Below are 16,262 nucleotides of genomic sequence, written 5' to 3'. Positions count from 1 at the left end.
TACCAACTACGTCCATTGACCGATCGCCGTAAGCCTGAAGAAGCACCAGAAGAACTGCCAGAAGAAGCACCAGAACCGACTAATTCGCGCTCTTCGACCAGAGGCATTTTATGGGAAATATTGATGGAATCCTGCTGCTTATCATGTTGATATTTTCTCTCGTCGCGAAGTAACATTTCCCTAACCGCACGCACTAGCGATCGCTGAGCCAATTTAGAAATCACATCCCGCCCCAAGGTCAGGGTTTGACGCTTACTGAGAATCCTTGTGGCTAAGGGCAAAATTTCCGTCGGAGAGATGGCATTATCTTTCTGAAGGATCGACCATAACCTAGCGATATAGCCCAAACTGGATGGAGTATCGGGCTTTGCGATCGTCGCTTTGACTTGCGGATCGGCAACAATATCACCGATGAGGGAACTGCGCAGTCTTTCGGGCAGGCGTTTGCTTGTCTCAACTTCAATACCCTTAACGATCTCATCGATGATGCGATCGTGCATAAATTCACTGCGATCGGAAAGTAAGAAGTCAATTCCTTTGTCTAGAGTTCCACTCAAATCATAGTCGGGGTTAGTTTGAGCATTACTTAATAGATTCTCTAAACGATTCCAACGGAATTCCCCATCGCGGAATAGTAAATCCTTAAGAGCCATTCTGAGTTCGGGCGCGGAGTCATTTAATAAACGATTAGCCACATAGGGATAGGCAACAGCTAAAACCTTGAAATTAGGATCGACGCTAAAGGCAATTCCCTCTAAAGTAACTAGCGATCGAATAATCAATGCGTAGTAGGCTGGAACCTGAAAAGGATAGTCATACATGATCTGGGAAAGCTGATCGGTCATGTCTTTAAAATCCATTTGCGTCAAGCTCTGACCCTCAGGGGGATTAAAGACTTCAGATAGGGCGGGAACGATCGCCGTAAAATCAATATCCTCGGTCAAAAAGCCCAAACGTACGTAGTCCTTAGAAAGTGCGGCAAAATCACGGTTGACCAGATGGACGATCGCTTCAATGAGTCCAAATCTTTGTTCTGCGGAAACTTCGCTCATCATGCCAAAGTCAAGGTAGGCGAGCTTGCCATCGCCCATGACCAGTAAGTTGCCTGGGTGGGGATCGGCATGGAAATAGCCATAGTCAAGCAACTGGCGTAAAGAACATTGCACGCCAACTTCAATAATGTGACGGCTATTAAACCCTAGTTCTTTGATTTTTTCGACATTGGTGAGCTTGATACCTTCAATCCATTCCATCGTCAATACTCGCTTAGCGGTGTATTGCCAATAGATCTTAGGAACATAAATCCCTTCAAGCTCTCCGTAGTATTTGGCAAATTTTTCTGCGTTTTGACCTTCAAAGGTATAGTCCATTTCCTCGAAAATGCGGCTGGCAAATTCATCAAGAATTGCCGCTAAATTGGTACGCACAAATTTGAAGGTCTTTTTTAACCATGTGGCAATACCGCGCAGAATGTACATATCAAGGGCAATGCCCGCAGCAATATCGGGACGTTGTACCTTGATCGCCACGAGTTCGCCTGTTTTGAGCTTGCCTTTATAAACCTGTCCGAGGGATGCCGCTGCGATCGGATTATCGGAAATCTCTGCATACACATCCAAGGGATCGGCTCCTAGGGCATCGCGAATGAACTGAAAAGCAATTTCATTCGGAAATGGGGGCAATTGGTCTTGTAGTTCTGCAAGCTCGTCCATGAATATGGGCGGGACGATATCAGGGCGCGTGGACAGGGCTTGACCGATTTTGATAAAGGCTGGTCCCAGACGAGTTAATAATTTACGCGATTCGATCGCTAGTTTTTTTAATTCAGTTGTCGAGGATTTAGCGCTGAAGCGAAGCCTCAAAAATAACCAGATGAGGGGTACAAAAATCACTATGCATCGCCACCAGACCCGCAAAGGTTGATTGCGGTAATAATTTGCGATCGCATTGATATCGTAGCGATCTAACTCAAAATCTGTTTTGGTTGCGGACATAGGATTTTAGGTAGGATTTTAGGAGGCTCATCTATAAGCTAAGTCTATAGATTATTTTAACAATTTGTTACAAGATTCGGGATAGGTCTCTAGGCTTAAGTTTGCAATTAGCGCAGTATAGCTATAGATAGCTATAGTCAGTAATGTTAGGACAAAAATCAAACCCAATAGAGAGTTGCGGCGCTTCGCGCCGCAACTCTCTATTGGGTTTGATGTCCTGACTTAAGTGGCTATAGCTATATCTCTGCGAATAGGGTAGATGCGAATACGGTAGAATGGAAACTAGATTTTTATTCATTGCTGCTATGAGTCAAACTGATAACCTTGAAGAGCGCTTTCGTGAATTGGAACGCGAAGTGATGGGCAACAAGCAACAGGCAAGTAGCCAGCCCCATGATCCTAATAAACGCGCTGAGCCAGAATTTATTGCTGTAGAAAAGAGCGTAGATGCTGCTAAAAGCAGTCTGGGAAGTCTCATTGCTTGGGTAAATAGTCTAACTGGAGCGACCAAAATCGCTGCAATTATCGTCATTGGCTTAGTTGCTTTTACATTGCTGAATTTTGTGTTTAAGCTAGTCACTGCGGCGATCTCCATTGGCATCATGGCTCTAGTTGGGTTTATTTTATACAAAGTATTCTTTGAGCCATCTAACATTAAGTAATCACACATTAAGTAATCACAAAGTAAGCACATATTGCTTCATCAAGACTTTCCCTGACAATCAAACCATCACATGTCGATTGGGACTAAATTCTATGACTATTTCTCGCGCATCTCGTCGCCCCATTCAACCGAAGTTGCGTTCTATGCCTCTGCGTAAGACCCCATCGGCGTTATATATTCAGATGCATCAGCTTGCCAATGAGAAAGAGCGCTTACAACAAGAACTGGTGCGAGTATGCGATCGCCAACAACAAATCATTAATCGCCTTGCCGAGCTAGATCGCGATCTCGCGCAGTTAGATAGTGAAGTCGAGAATAATGCGGTGAACTTGGAAATGACAGAAGCTCAATTTGCGAACAAAATTAAGGCTAAGCCCCTTGAGACAATTCGTACCACCCGTGGCATAACTTACGAGAGTATGACCATCGAATATTAAAGATTTAAACCCAGTAAGGTTTTGAGATTCCCATTTTGGGAATCTCAAAACCTTACTGGGTTTTATCCCAATTCACAAAAGTGTTGTCACACTTTCGTGAATTGGTATAAAAACCTAACCTGCGGCGCACGCTGCGCGTGCGCCGCAGGTTAGGTTTTTATATTTAACTAACGTGAGTTGGGGATAATTTGGAACTAGCTTTGAGAGAGGGTTTGCGTAGCAACCCCTCTCTCAAAGCCCAAAAGTAAAAGCCTTGCTAAGCAAGGCTTTTACTTTTGGGCTTTGAAAAGCTGAACTACCTAAAAGCCGATAAGAGAATGGTGGCTCTTTAAGTTGATTTATATTCTTTTTTAATAGTAATGAAACCCATCAATCGGGGGCTTCATTGGTATGGTTTTGTTGGTTATAATTCTTGCAAAACTATTTAAGTAAAGTGTAATGGCTAAAAATAAAGAAAAATCAGATAAAGACCTGTCTAGTTCGATTAATATCGGCATATCGGAAGAAGATCGAATTGCGATCGCTGATGGATTATCGCGCTTGCTTGCTGATACCTACACTCTATATCTGAAGACCCACAATTTCCATTGGAATGTAACGGGACCAATGTTCAATACATTGCACCTTATGTTTGAAGCCCAATATACCGAACTTGCTCTCGCTGTGGATCTCATTGCTGAACGCATTCGTTCGCTAGGCATCCCTGCCCCCGGAACCTATACTGCCTACGCCAAGCTTACTTCAATCCCTGAGACTGAAGGAGTACCCAAGGCAACAGAAATGATCAAGTTATTGGTTGAAGGGCAGGAATCCGTAACTCGTACGGCTCGTTCTATTTTCCCGATCGCCGAAAAAGCCAACGATGAACCCACTGCCGATCTCCTAACTCAACGCCTCCAAGTCCATGAAAAAACAGCTTGGATGTTGAGAAGTCTCCTAGAAGAATAATTGCAAGAACCAAAATATTTTCGTTAAAAAATGCTCTTTTGCGGCACTTTAACGAAAATATTGGTTCTAATTTCGTGGGAGAGTCCAATAAGTTCGAGCGAATTAAGGTAGGATTGGCTTTTAGAATGTAAGCATCTCCATCGAAGTTGAATAACCCGCTTTTTTTGACAGGCTTTTCGCTATTTTTTTTGTTGTTACAAGTCCCCTCGACACTTGTACTTTTAAAGCGGCTCAGTACTGGGCGCGATCGCACGGCTCCTTTATTGCCTCTAGCTAACTCGGATGAGACTCTGGCTAAACAAAATCCCCAAGTCTCGATTGTCATTCCCACTTTAAATGAGATCGATCGCCTACCAACCTGTTTGGAAGGCTTACGCGATCAAGCAGCTAAAGAGATTATTGTGGTTGATAGCCGATCGCAGGATGGCACGCCCGAATATGTCCAGAAATTGCAGCAGGATTTTCCCATTCCTTTAAAGCTTGTGACCGACGATCCTTTACCAGAGGGCTGGATCGGTCGTCCTTGGGCTTTACATAATGGCTTTCTCCAGAGCGATCCGACCAGTACATGGGTACTAGGCATTGATGCCGATACTTTGCCCCAACAGGGATTAGTTGCTAGCCTAGTTGCCCAAGCAACCGCCAACGAATTTGATATTGTGTCGCTCTCTCCCAAATTTATCCTTAAGACTGTGGGCGAACAATGGTTACAACCAGCCCTATTAATCACCCTCATTTTCCGATTTGGGGCAACAGGCGATCGCACTCAGTTCACTGAAGATCGGGTAATGGCAAATGGTCAATGCTTCCTATCTAGACGTGCCAAATTGGTTGAGTTAAATGGCTATGAGCTTGCTAAATCCTCCTTTTGTGATGATGTTACTCTCGCCAGAGCTGCTGCCCAGAGAGGTGCAAAGGTCGGATTCCTTGATGGTGCCGCGTTAATGCAGGTGCGGATGTACACTTCTATGGGCGAAACATGGCGCGAATGGGGGCGATCGCTCGATCTCAAAGATGCTTCCACCCCAAATCAAACCTTGGCTGATTGTCTATTACTTACTGCGGTGCAGGGATTGCCGCTGCCCCTATTAATTTCTCTGTTAATCTGGCAACCTACGGCATCACTACCTACGAGTATCCTATTTTGGCTGAATGTCTTTCTTGTTAGCATTCGCTGCTTATTGACCTTCGGTATCCGTTCTAGTTATACGGAAGTGGGCTTTTGGTTTTGGCTCTCTCCGCTTGCCGATCCCTTGGCGGCGATCCGTATCTGGATCTCCGCTCTCACCAGACCGAAAAGTTGGCGTGGTCGCAACTATACCTAACCTTAGGCGATCGAATATAGATCGCCCAAGGTTTTGAGTCTATTAAGTAGCAACCCCAAAACCAGAAAGCGCAACGCCCGCGACGCGGGCGTTGCGCTTTCTGGTTTTGGGGTTTACCAAAGCTGTAGCTAAAGTGCGGTATTGGGGTCGTGGTGATCTTCCCAGATTTCAATATCGAGATCGTTGAGATAGGCGATCGCTGTTTGAATTTGGGAATGAGTACCTTGAAGGGTGAGATGAAACCAGCCACTCCCCGCATGAGCGCCTAAACTGGCGGACACAATATTGACAACGACCCCATATTGGGAAATCAATTGAGAAATAACAGGTTCATCATGGAGGTCTTCGGGAATGCGGATCTTGACATCTTTGGTTATAGGGCGAGTATCAATAGTCATTTAGAGAAACTCCTTATAGTTTTTTACTAAGGACTCTAACCTATCGCTGTCGAAATAGCTTGTTCCGACTGTTACAATTACCATCATTTTTTAGATATAGTTTATTAATCACAAAAAAAGACGACACTATAGGTCGCCTCTCCTGTGTAATTAAGTAGTTAGGCATAATTAAAAACCAAACCCAGAGAGCATACCGCCCGCGCAGCGGGCGGTATGCTCTTCTAGGTTTTGAGTTTACTTATGCCTAGCTACTTATTAGTTTTAATTAACTTTGTTTCTTGCTGGTTCTGCGTTCTAAAATTTCCTTGAGAATCAGCGTCACTACGGCTAATAGTGCTAGAAGTACAGCGGCTGAATAGGCTACTTCAGTTTCGTATTGTTTGTAAGATTCTTCCACAAATAGCGGTAAACTTTGGGTCTTACTAGCGATATTCCCTGAAACCACGGATACTGCACCGAACTCGCCCATAGCTCTAGCATTAGTTAAAACTAATCCGTAAAGTAAACCCCATCGGATATTGGGAATAACTACTCTCCAGAAAATTTGCCAATCACTAGCACCAAGGGTACGTGCGGCCTCTTCTTGATCGGTTCCCATCTCATCAAGAACGGGAATGACTTCACGGGCGATGAAGGGCATACTTACAAAAATGGTGGCGAGTAGCATTCCAGGAAAAGCAAATACCACCTTGATGTCATTTGCTTCTAGCCATGAGCCAAACCAGCCCAGTCGCCCGTATAACAAAACGATCATTAAACCTGCAACCACAGGGGAGATCGAAAATGGTAGGTCAATAATGCTCAGCAACAAAGCTTTGCCAGGAAATTGGTTACGGGCGATCGCCCAAGCCGCACTGAGTCCAAAAATAGTATTGAGAGGTAAAGCAATTACGGCTAAACCGAGAGTAAGTTTGATTGCATTTTGGAAGTCGGGACGCTGTACTGCTGTCAATATTGGACCGAAGCCTTTGCTAAATGCGGTGACAAACACATTTGCCGCAGGTAACAGCAACACCAGCCCTAGGTAAAGAAAGGAGATCCCAATTAAAATCGCTGGCGCAAAATTCTTTTTTTCTTTGAATTGGGCTGGTTCGGGTGAGCTTTGAGGTTGATCGGCGACAGAAGAATTGAGATTAGCCATAACGTTTGCTCCATGCTTGTAATAAGTTAATGGCAAGTAAGCTCACAAAGGAAATTCCGAGCATGACTACACCGATAACCGTTGCTCCTACATAGTCATATTGTTCGAGGCGTTGGAAGATTAGAACTGGGGTAATTAGATCCTTAAATGGAGTATTGGAGGCAATAATTACAGTCGAACCATATTCACCGACAGCACGGGAAAACCCAAGAGCTACACCCGTTAAAATCGAAGGCGTAAGCGGCGGTAGAATTACCTGAATAAAGGTTTGCAATTTAGAAGCTCCGAGAGACCAAGCTGCTTCTTCAATTTCTTTTTCTAACTCGGAGAGAACGGGTTGGACAGTGCGCACGATGAAAGGCAATGAGATAAACATCATAGCGATCCAAACGCCAAGGCGAGTGAACGCAATCTTAAATCCTGATGGCGCAAATAATGAGCCAATCCAGCCCTTTTCACTGTAGACCGTAGCAAGGGTAAGCCCCGCGACCGCAGTCGGTAAAGCAAAGGGCAAGTCCACTACGGCTTCCAAAAACCTTTTGCCAAAGAAATTGTAACGAACGAGAACCCACGCAATCAAAGTTCCGAAGACACCATTAACAGCGGCGGCAGCAAAGGCGGTGACGAAGGTAATTTCATAGCTAGATAGGGCTAAGGGACTAGTAGCCGTTTTCCAGAAGCTCTCGAAAGGTTGGCTGACGGCTTTGGTCAGCATCGCGGCGATCGGCAAAATTAACAAGAAAGCCAAATAAGTAAAAGTAATTACCCATGTCCAAGGAATCTTGGTAAAGAAATTGAGGATTGGGTTCGATTCCGATCGCTTTTTATGAGGGGGCGAGGAAGGGGTTGTCGTTACCATGTTGTCGTTAGTTTCAAAAAACTTGGGGTAGATCCAACAAGGGGCTGAAGCCCCTTGCAAATGTTTAAACTAGTTCTAGCTTCTAGTAATCTCTAGCGCTTGATTTGAGCTTGAATTTGATCAAAGGCTGCACCATCAGCAAAGAATTTTTTGTTGATTTCACTCCAGCCACCAAGATCCTTCGCTGTGGCAAGTTCTTTGACTTTAGGATAAAGATCGACAAATTGCTTTTCTTTAGCTACTGTTTCGTCAACTGGACGGAACCCAAGTTTTCCAAATTCAGTTTGAGCTTCAGGAGTATAGAGGAATTTTACAAATGCTTCCGCTACTTCCTTGGTGCCATGCTTGGCTACATTTTTATCAACAATAGCGATCGGATTGTCGATAGAAATATTCACATCAGGGATGGTATAGCTAACCTTTTGTCCTTTTTGACTAGCCAAAACAATCTCATTTTCATAATTAATAAGCGCATCGCCTTGACCTTGCTTAAAGAACGCATCTGTGGCTTCACGGGCATCTTTAGTCAAGATTGGTACATTCTTAAAGACTTTAACGAGTGATTCTTGAGCCTTAGCATCGCTACCGCCTTTCTTTACAGCCGCATTCCACAATGCTAAGAAATTCCAACGGGCTACACCTGAGGTCTTGGGATCAGCAGTAATTAAACTTATGCCATCTTTTTCTAAATCCGACCAATCTTTGATCCCTTTAGGGTTGCCTTCACGGGTTACGAGAGCCGCAACGGATTTGGACACGATTGAATCATTGGGGAATTCCTTTTCCCAGCCCTTGTCGATCAGTCCTGCTTTTTCGATTTTATCGGTATCAGCACCAAGAGCAAGATGGACAACATCAGCTTCTAAACCATCGATGACAGCACGGGTTTGGGAACCAGAACCACCATAGCTTTGTTTAAAAGTAACTTTTTGGTTTTGCTCCTTTTGCCATTTTTCCACAAATTTAGGGATAATTGCTTCGTGAGCTTGCTTGGTGACAGCAAAGGAGACGAGGGTTAGTTCGATATCTTTTTTAGGAGTGCCTGCGGGAGATGTTTGAGCAGCTGGGCTACTAGCTTTTGTCTCGGTTGCTGTGGGCGGTTTGGTGTCACTCGCGGTGCAAGCTGCCAAGGTGACGCTGATCAGCGCACCAGCTAAGAAGAAAGAGACAAATCTACGTCCCCATTTATGACTAAATATGCTGCTAAATAAATTAGCGATCGCCTTGATGGACGATTGTAAGAAGCTGACAGGTTTTGGCCTTGAACTCATGAGCGTATCTCCAAGAAATTAATCTACGATATATTGATAGGAATACCGTGTTTAAATACCATACAATATTTTTCTTGGAGATACAAATAAAATCGGCATTGCTAATTTTTGGTAGGAATCAATAATTCCTCAAAGCTTCGGAAGCAGATTTCGGTTAATCCCTAATTCCTGAAATTTGGTTGATTTATGCTTTCCTTTCGTAACGCTATAAAATCTGCCATTAACTAGCTAGGCATAAGTAAACTTAAAACCGAGAAGAGCTTACCGCCCACTATGTATGCGGTAAGCTCTCTGGTTTTGGCTTTTAATTATGCCTAGCTGCTTACTTAATTAAATATTCAGCAATATTAAGATAAGAAATGGCTACGCCATTTCTTATCTTAAAAATTCTTACGAAGTTTAGTTTTTAATTCACGAAAGTGTGACAAAACTTTTGTGAATTGGTATAACTAACCAGAAGTATTAGAAGTTCTAATATTCTTTTTGTCTAAATAATGTCAGTTCGGTTTAATACCAAGATAAGAAATAGCGTAGCCATTTCTTATCTTGAAAATCCTTACTAGGTTTAGTTTTTGGTTTAGTTTTTAATTCACGAAAGTGTTGTCACACTTTCGTGAATTGGTATTAAAAGTGTTGCAAAGCAACAATTTTAATATATTGCTGGGGTGGGATTTGAGTGCAAAGCGCTGTAATTCGCTGTAATAGGGAAATTTAGAATTGCTTGAGAATAGTTTGAGAACTGCTTGAGAATTGTTTGAGAACTACTTTTTAGGGTTTTGTTTTTGCTCGTTGTCTGGAAGCGACTCTAAAGGCGATATGTTGACTAATACTTTATCAACGCGATTTCCATCCATATCCACAACTTCAAAGCGAATTCTATCCCAAGTGAAATGTTCTCCTACCATAGGAATATGGCGGAGATAGGTCATCATCAGCCCCCCTAAAGTATGGTAATTATGATCTTTTTCGTAGGGGAGCTCTTCTACCTCGATGATTTCTTTGAGGCGATCGCTTGATACCATGCCATCGATCAGCCACGAACCATCTTCTCTTTGCATAGCATCGGGATCGCCTTGGCGATCGTTAGATGGGAGATCGCCCACGATCGCTTCTAATAAGTCCGTTAGGGTTACCAATCCCTCAACACCACCATATTCATCGGTGACCATCGCTACGCGATCGCCAGATTGTTTGAACTGCTCCAAAACACTTAAGGCGCTTGCCGTTTCCGCTACGTATAGAGGTGGACTGCTAACTTTAACTAAATCGATCGGATTTCCGTGGAGGCTCGCATTGAGAAAGGCTTTAATTTCGACGATGCCAACACAGTCGTCAAGGTTTTCTCTGGCGACGGGGAAACGTGAATGTCCACTGGCTAAAACCTCTCGCTGCGTTTCTTCAAAGGGAGCATCCACATCTAACCAATCGATCTCAGTTCTGGGAGTCATTAAGGATTTGATCGGACGATCTCCTAAGCGAAATACCCGCTCGACCATATCCTGTTCAGCTTCTTCAAACATTCCTGACTCAGCACCCTGAGCGATCATCACTTTGATTTCTTCTTCCGTAACTTGGGATTCCTCGTTTGCCTGAATTCCTAATAGACTAAGTAAAGCCTCCGTTGATGTACTTAACAAATAAACAATCGGTGTCCCAATATTGGCAAGGAATCGCATCGATGGGGCAACTGCACAGGCAATTTTTTCTGCATTGCTCATGGCTAGCCGCTTGGGAACTAGCTCGCCGAGTACCAGAGAGAGATAGGTGATGATGCCAACGACGATGGAAAAGCTAAGGGATTCACTGTAGGGTCTTAGCACGACTACCGTATCTAGCAATTCCTTAAGGCTTTTTGCCACAGTTGTACCCCCCAAAGCACCACTTAAAATCCCAATTAAAGTAATGCCTATTTGGGTAGTTGACAAAAAGTTATTGGGAGAGCTAATTAGTCTTAAGGCAGATCTGGCGTTTGCGTTTCCTTCTTTTGCCCATTGTTCTAAGCGTACTTTGCGGGCAGAGATAATTGCTAGCTCAGACATGGCAAAAATGCCATTGGCAATAACAAGCAAAATAATGAATAGCGCTTCAAAGGCAAGGGAAGACATTGTTTTGTGGCAAAACGACTTTATGTGAATCGTTTGTGAAATTTGTTAATGATAGATATATATTGTCATACCAAATTTTGTGTCAAGTTTCCTAGGACTAAGATAGAGGTTTGGTAAGAATTGCCAAACCTCTATGTGCTGGTAATTATGTGCTGGTAATTTTGATAACTAGCAATTTCCTAAATATAGCAATGTAAGGTTTGCTACCAAAGCTCAAAATGGCTACGCCATTTTGAGCTTTTTAAACCCTTACTGGGCTTGGTTTTTATAGCTACAGTCCCTTGAATGAGGACAAATCAAACCCCAAGAATTGACTGGCGGCGCGAAGCGCCGCCAGTCAATTCTTGGGGTTTTGATTCGTCTTAACGGCTGTAGAGCTGGGTAATTTGCAGTAGGCGATCGCTGAGAGAGGGATTGAGTAACTCGGGATCGTGATAGCGCCATCCCCAATTCCCTGTTGCCGTTCCTGGAATATTCATCCTTGCACTGTTATCGAGCCCAAGGACATCCTGTAAAGGAAGAATCGCAATTAGGGATACCGCTGCCATTGCCATCCGAACGAGTACCCAGTTAATTGGCTCACCAGCGGCATAGCCAACTATATATTTGTAAAATAAATCCTTTTCGTATTGGCTCGCTCTTTGCCACCAACCTACGGCAGTGTCATTGTCATGGGTTCCTGTATAGACGACACTGTTACGTACGTAGTTATGGGGTAGATGAAAATTATCGGAACCACCGCCAAAGGCAAACATGAGGACGCGCATTCCAGGGAAACCAAAATCATCGCGCAATTTATCAACTTCTGGGGTAATCACGCCCAAATCTTCAGCAAGAATGGGTAGCTCGCCCATCACTTCCCGCAGTTTCGTGAATAACTCTGTCCCTGGGGCAACTTGCCATTCTCCATTCACCGCCGTTTCCTCACCTGCGGGCACTTGCCAAAAGGCTTCAAATCCTCGGAAATGATCGATGCGGATAATATCAACATAACGATTTAAAAAGCGAAAGCGATCGATCCACCATGCAAATTGCGTTTCTTGGAGATATTCCCAGTTATAGACTGGGTTTCCCCATAGCTGACCTGTCTCGCTGAAGTAGTCAGGTGGAACCCCTGCCATCTGTTCTACTTCGTAGGTTTCGGGATCGAGTGCAAAGTTGGCGGGATTTGCCCAGACATCGGCACTATTGTGAGATACATAGATGGGAATATCGCCAATAATCTTGATGTTTCGCATATTGGCATATTGCTTAAGTTTCAGCCATTGATCGAAGAAGATAAACTGGACGAATCTTTGAAATTCAATGCGATCTTTGAGTTCTATACGTTTTAGCGCTAAGGCTTGCGGTTCCCGTTTGGCGATCGCAGGTTCCCAATTATTCCAAAGCACTTCCGTATTTTCTTCGTGCAGTGCCATGAATAGGACGTAGTCTTCTAGCCAATCGGCTTCCTCGATGCAAAACTTTTTGAACAGTTCCTGAATTAAGTATAAATCGTGGTGATGCTGAAGATCTTGATCGAGATATCCTTGCTGAAAGCGTTTAAAGGCTAGCTCTAGGAGTTTCCGCTTGTAAGGAATCACAGTCTCAAAATCAACGCGATCGCGATCGAATTCAGGAAGATCTGCCCAATCCTCTTCTTTTAGTAAATGTTGTTTGGCGAGCAGTTCGGGACTAATCAGATAGGGATTACCTGCGATCGCGCTAAAGCTCATATAGGGAGAATTCCCGTATCCTGTCGGGCCCAAGGGCAGCACTTGCCACAGCTTTTGACCACTCCGCGACAAAAACTCAATAAACTGATAGGCTCCCTCTCCTAAATCCCCAATCCCAAATTTGCTGGGTAGTGAGGTGGGATGCAATAAAATGCCACTAGAACGTTGAAAGGACATAAACACAAATTTTTAGATCTGGCTTTACTTTACCGCTTTATAGCTGTCGTTGCTTGTGTTCTTCAAACCCTTACAGATCAAATAATGCCATCGGCTGCCATCTCTTCGCGAGTATAGCTAACTGAAAAATCGAGAAAAAATCCATACAACTCGATCTCCGCAACCGCAGGAAAAAGCCGCAAAGTGCTGATCCCTAAATTCTTCGGATTGTCGGCTAGCCAACCAAAAGCTTGTTTAGTATGCGCTTTTACAATAAGTACTTCGCCATCGTCATTATAAGCCAGTGATAAATCCGCATCCCCAGGTTTAAGATACATTTCACTATAGATTTGTCCGAGCATTCGCCATTGCTGCCGCCAATTACTGATACCTTGCTTCTCATTATTAATGGCATATTCCGCTAAGGAGGCAATATTTTTCCATGTGATATCATCGCGCTGAAAAATCATGCGTAATTCATTAATTGCTTTTTCGCATTCTTCTTCAAATTTGAATAATGGGATGGGATCGGCTAAGCGTCGCGGTGTTTTGCCGAGAGTCATTAAAGATTGAATTACCGTTGACTCAATCTGACTGGATAACTGCTCCTTAGCTTTTTGGGTCTGCCAAATTACGCCCTGCTCCGAGGTGGCATACATGGCGGGTAGTCGGTTCAAAACATAGGCACAGACATCATCAACTCCCACTTTGCGAGGCAAAACATTTGCCATATAGGTCAGTTGGTTTTTGACTTCTCTTATAGCTAGATCTTCTAAAACATTTACCAGAAAATAAGAAGCGGAAATAATATAAGAATTAAGTTCGGGATTCGGTAAGTCAGCCTGATATTGCCAATCCCGATCGCTTGCCCGATCGCTTGATTGCTGGGGATTTTTACGTTGTAGATAACCTTTAATATCTTGCAAGCGATGGCGATCGTTAATACTCAAACCGACATAATCCTGTGAATGGCTTACGAGGTTAAGGGTTTCTTGAAAGGCTTGTGGTACGTCCTGCCATTGTAAAGACAGCTTACTAAACAGTTTTTGTAATCTAGATAAAACATGGGCTGGCGTTTCTACTTTACTAGCGGCGAGTTTGGTGGACTTTCTCAAAGGATCGCGCTTGATGCCAAGTAAAGCCTGCTGGACAGCGTTTGTCACTTGATTTTTTAGTTCACTATGGGCGCGTTTGCGCTGTTGCAGCCAGCCTCGACTAGTACTGGCATAGAGCACGGGCAATCGATTAAGCGCAAAGGCTGCCACCTCGCTCAGGTTAATTGCTTCACGCATGGGTTGGCTGATTTGCTTGAGTTGCGCTTGTGCTTCTACGACAACGATTTCCTCAAGGACATTTTTGAGGCTAGTCATAAGTTTTTGCTGCTAGAAATTTACGTTTGATCGTCCTTATATGGGAATCCCCAAGAAGTTTTAGAAATCGCCCCAAAAGGTTGAATCTCAACTCTCGTATTTATATTAGATAGATGATTTAAAAGTAGTCTGGAACTAGAAAAAATTTTTATCGGAAAACTGGGTTAAAAACCCCGTGCTTCTAGCACGGCTTTATATTAAATTAGATACTTTACACAGTAAATGCTATAATGTAAGCATGACACAAAAAGCATTCAAGTACCGATTCTATCCAACTGCTGAGCAAGAAGCCTTGCTCAGGAGAACGATGGGTTGCGCTCGATTAGTCTATAACCGTGCCTTAGCTGCAAGGACAGAAGCATGGTATGAACGCCAAGAGCGAGTTGGATACTCTGAAACCTCAACAATGCTAACCAGTTGGAAGAAGCAAGAGGACTTGCAATTTCTTAATGAAGTTAGCAGTGTGCCATTACAGCAAGGGCTAAGACATTTACAATCCGCGTTTACTAATTTCTTCGCAGGACGGGCAAAATATCCCAACTTCAAGAAAAAACATCACGGTGGGAGTGCTGAATTTACTAAAGCTGCTTTCAAGTGGAAGGATGGCAAAGTATTTTTAGCAAAATGTTCTCACCCTTTGGATATCCGTTGGAGCCGTGAGATCCCTGAAGGTGTAGAACCATCAACCATTACGGTGAAGCTCTCGCCTTCTGGACGGTGGACTGTATCTTTGCTGGTAGATGTTGTAATCGAAACATTACCTGAATCTCCTAATCAAATTGGCTTGGATTTGGGCATTACTAGCCTGATGGCTTTGAGTAATGGCGAAAAGATTGCCAATCCTAAAACTTTCAAAGCTAAGCGCCGTAAATTGCGTAAAGTACAGAAAGCGCTTAGCAGGAAGAAGAAAGGATCTAATAACCGACACAAGGCTAGGTTGAAAGTCGCCAAGGTTCATGCAGCAATTAGCGATGCTCGGCTTGATTTCCTTCACAAATTGACAACTCGACTGGTTCGTGAAAACCAAGTGATTGCAGTCGAAGATTTGTCTGTGAAGAATATGGTCAAAAATAGGAAACTCGCTCTCTCGATTAGTGATGCTAGTTGGGGTGAAATTGTTAGGCAACTGGAATATAAGTGCCATTGGTATGGTCGCACTTTTGTCAAAATTGATCGTTGGTTTCCTAGCTCTAAAAGGTGTGGACATTGCGGTTATGTTGTGGATAAGTTGCCTTTAAATGTCAGAGAGTGGGATTGCCCTAAGTGCAGTACACATCACGATAGAGATGTGAATGCTGCAAAAAATATTCTTGCCGCAGGGCTTGCGGTGAATGTCTGTGGAGCGACTGTAAGACCTGAAGAGAGTAAATCTCGGAAGGCTGGTGCTATGAAGCAGAAACCTAAGTCGTGAGTCTTAGGAATCCCCGTCACTTCAGTGCGGGGTGGATGTCAAAAATACAATACTCAGTATATATGACACTTCCCGATCTGACTTGAATAGTAATCAGGCTCAGCCCATCTGATTTAAGGTAGGAATGTTTCTCATCCGTTTGAAGATCATAACCCGTAATGTAGACAAATCAAACCCCTAAAGATGAGTGGCGGCGCTTCGCGCCGCCACTCATCTTTAGGGGTTAAACCTTACGTTGCTATAAATGTTTAAGAATGCTAAGTAGCTAGGAGATCCCAAAGCTGTGGCGCACGCTCTGTGTGCGCCACAGCTTTGGAGGTTTTATATTTTGCGCTTAGATACTTGTATAGGGAGATCGACTTATAGACTCAAATAGCAATCTGGAAAAACTTGCGATTTAAAACTTAGATTTAGTTTTAATTTTTTTGTTCGATTTAATCTATTTATATATTTATATCGGCAGATTTT

13 protein-coding genes are annotated in these 16,262 nt (G+C 43.6%); 5 read left to right on the top strand and 8 right to left on the bottom strand.

Features of this window, described 5'->3' with window-relative positions:
• Window positions 1-1,994, bottom strand: a 1,994-nt coding sequence (locus tag PseudUWO310_RS05665) for an ABC1 kinase family protein (RefSeq protein WP_142599779.1), incomplete at its 3' end; no start/stop codon positions are given.
• 305 nt (window positions 1,995-2,299) lie between these two features.
• Here PseudUWO310_RS05665 and PseudUWO310_RS05660 point away from each other — a divergent pair.
• The 4 genes from PseudUWO310_RS05660 (at window position 2,300) to PseudUWO310_RS05645 (ending at window position 5,368) form a co-directional block, all read left to right on the top strand.
• Entirely contained in the window at window positions 2,300-2,656 is a 357-nt protein-coding gene (locus tag PseudUWO310_RS05660) for a hypothetical protein (protein WP_142599778.1), read from the top strand.
• 94 nt (window positions 2,657-2,750) lie between these two features.
• On the top strand, window positions 2,751-3,095 hold the full coding sequence (locus PseudUWO310_RS05655; protein ID WP_009627762.1) for a hypothetical protein: 345 nt from the start codon (window positions 2,751-2,753) through the stop codon (window positions 3,093-3,095).
• Window positions 3,096-3,533: 438 nt separating this feature from the next.
• Entirely contained in the window at window positions 3,534-4,043 is a 510-nt protein-coding gene (locus PseudUWO310_RS05650) for a Dps family protein (RefSeq protein ID WP_009628592.1), read from the top strand.
• Between the two features lie 188 nt (window positions 4,044-4,231).
• The gene (locus PseudUWO310_RS05645; protein WP_223805550.1) at window positions 4,232-5,368 is read left to right on the top strand and encodes a glycosyltransferase; all 1,137 of its coding nucleotides are present in this window, start codon (window positions 4,232-4,234) and stop codon (window positions 5,366-5,368) included.
• A gap of 128 nt (window positions 5,369-5,496) precedes the next feature.
• Here the strand turns inward: PseudUWO310_RS05645 and PseudUWO310_RS05640 are convergent, their stop codons facing one another.
• The 7 genes from PseudUWO310_RS05640 to PseudUWO310_RS05610 form a co-directional block, all read right to left on the bottom strand.
• Window positions 5,497-5,766: an NIL domain-containing protein gene (locus PseudUWO310_RS05640; protein WP_142599776.1), complete on the bottom strand. Its 270-nt coding sequence runs from the start codon at window positions 5,764-5,766 to the stop codon at window positions 5,497-5,499.
• Window positions 5,767-6,031: 265 nt separating this feature from the next.
• Window positions 6,032-6,907 carry a sulfate ABC transporter permease subunit CysW gene (gene cysW / locus PseudUWO310_RS05635; RefSeq protein WP_142599775.1) on the bottom strand — a complete coding sequence of 292 codons (876 nt, stop codon included), beginning with the start codon at window positions 6,905-6,907 and terminating at the stop codon, window positions 6,032-6,034.
• Window positions 6,900-7,766, bottom strand: coding sequence for a sulfate ABC transporter permease subunit CysT (gene cysT / locus PseudUWO310_RS05630; RefSeq protein ID WP_142599774.1), 867 nt, complete (start codon window positions 7,764-7,766; stop codon window positions 6,900-6,902). The genes cysW and cysT overlap by 8 nt, the downstream gene beginning before the upstream one ends.
• 92 nt (window positions 7,767-7,858) lie before the next feature.
• Complete coding sequence (locus PseudUWO310_RS05625) at window positions 7,859-9,037, bottom strand: sulfate ABC transporter substrate-binding protein (protein WP_142599773.1); 1,179 nt, start codon at window positions 9,035-9,037, stop codon at window positions 7,859-7,861.
• Window positions 9,038-9,798: 761 nt separating this feature from the next.
• Window positions 9,799-11,142 carry a hemolysin family protein gene (locus tag PseudUWO310_RS05620; protein WP_009628798.1) on the bottom strand — a complete coding sequence of 448 codons (1,344 nt, stop codon included), beginning with the start codon at window positions 11,140-11,142 and terminating at the stop codon, window positions 9,799-9,801.
• Window positions 11,143-11,504: 362 nt separating this feature from the next.
• Window positions 11,505-13,034, bottom strand: coding sequence for a 4-alpha-glucanotransferase (gene malQ / locus PseudUWO310_RS05615; protein ID WP_142599772.1), 1,530 nt, complete (start codon window positions 13,032-13,034; stop codon window positions 11,505-11,507).
• 77 nt (window positions 13,035-13,111) lie between these two features.
• A complete protein-coding gene (locus tag PseudUWO310_RS05610) occupies window positions 13,112-14,383 on the bottom strand; it encodes a late competence development ComFB family protein (RefSeq protein ID WP_142599771.1) in 1,272 nt (423 codons plus the stop codon).
• Between the two features lie 238 nt (window positions 14,384-14,621).
• On the opposite strand from PseudUWO310_RS05610, the gene PseudUWO310_RS05605 reads away from it, so the two are divergent.
• Complete coding sequence (locus tag PseudUWO310_RS05605; RefSeq protein ID WP_142599770.1) at window positions 14,622-15,794, top strand: RNA-guided endonuclease InsQ/TnpB family protein; 1,173 nt, start codon at window positions 14,622-14,624, stop codon at window positions 15,792-15,794.
• The last annotated feature ends 468 nt before the right edge of the window (window positions 15,795-16,262 follow it).

The organism is Pseudanabaena sp. UWO310, from assembly GCF_006861605.1.
Lineage (GTDB): Bacteria > Cyanobacteriota > Cyanobacteriia > Pseudanabaenales > Pseudanabaenaceae > Pseudanabaena.
This window is presented reverse-complemented; position numbering and strand designations above follow the sequence as displayed.

Bases quoted from the DNA above. Each gene is read 5' to 3' on its own strand.
- PseudUWO310_RS05660 (WP_142599778.1), top strand. From the start codon at position 2,300: ATGAGTCAAACTGATAACCTTGAAGAGCGCTTTCGTGAATTGGAACGC.
- PseudUWO310_RS05655 (WP_009627762.1), top strand. From the start codon at position 2,751: ATGACTATTTCTCGCGCATCTCGTCGCCCCATTCAACCGAAGTTGCGT.
- PseudUWO310_RS05650 (WP_009628592.1), top strand. From the start codon at position 3,534: ATGGCTAAAAATAAAGAAAAATCAGATAAAGACCTGTCTAGTTCGATT.
- PseudUWO310_RS05640 (WP_142599776.1), bottom strand. From the start codon at position 5,766: ATGACTATTGATACTCGCCCTATAACCAAAGATGTCAAGATCCGCATT.
- cysW (WP_142599775.1), bottom strand. From the start codon at position 6,907: ATGGCTAATCTCAATTCTTCTGTCGCCGATCAACCTCAAAGCTCACCC.
- cysT (WP_142599774.1), bottom strand. From the start codon at position 7,766: ATGGTAACGACAACCCCTTCCTCGCCCCCTCATAAAAAGCGATCGGAA.
- PseudUWO310_RS05625 (WP_142599773.1), bottom strand. From the start codon at position 9,037: ATGAGTTCAAGGCCAAAACCTGTCAGCTTCTTACAATCGTCCATCAAG.
- PseudUWO310_RS05620 (WP_009628798.1), bottom strand. From the start codon at position 11,142: ATGTCTTCCCTTGCCTTTGAAGCGCTATTCATTATTTTGCTTGTTATT.
- malQ (WP_142599772.1), bottom strand. From the start codon at position 13,034: ATGTCCTTTCAACGTTCTAGTGGCATTTTATTGCATCCCACCTCACTA.
- PseudUWO310_RS05610 (WP_142599771.1), bottom strand. From the start codon at position 14,383: ATGACTAGCCTCAAAAATGTCCTTGAGGAAATCGTTGTCGTAGAAGCA.
- PseudUWO310_RS05605 (WP_142599770.1), top strand. From the start codon at position 14,622: ATGACACAAAAAGCATTCAAGTACCGATTCTATCCAACTGCTGAGCAA.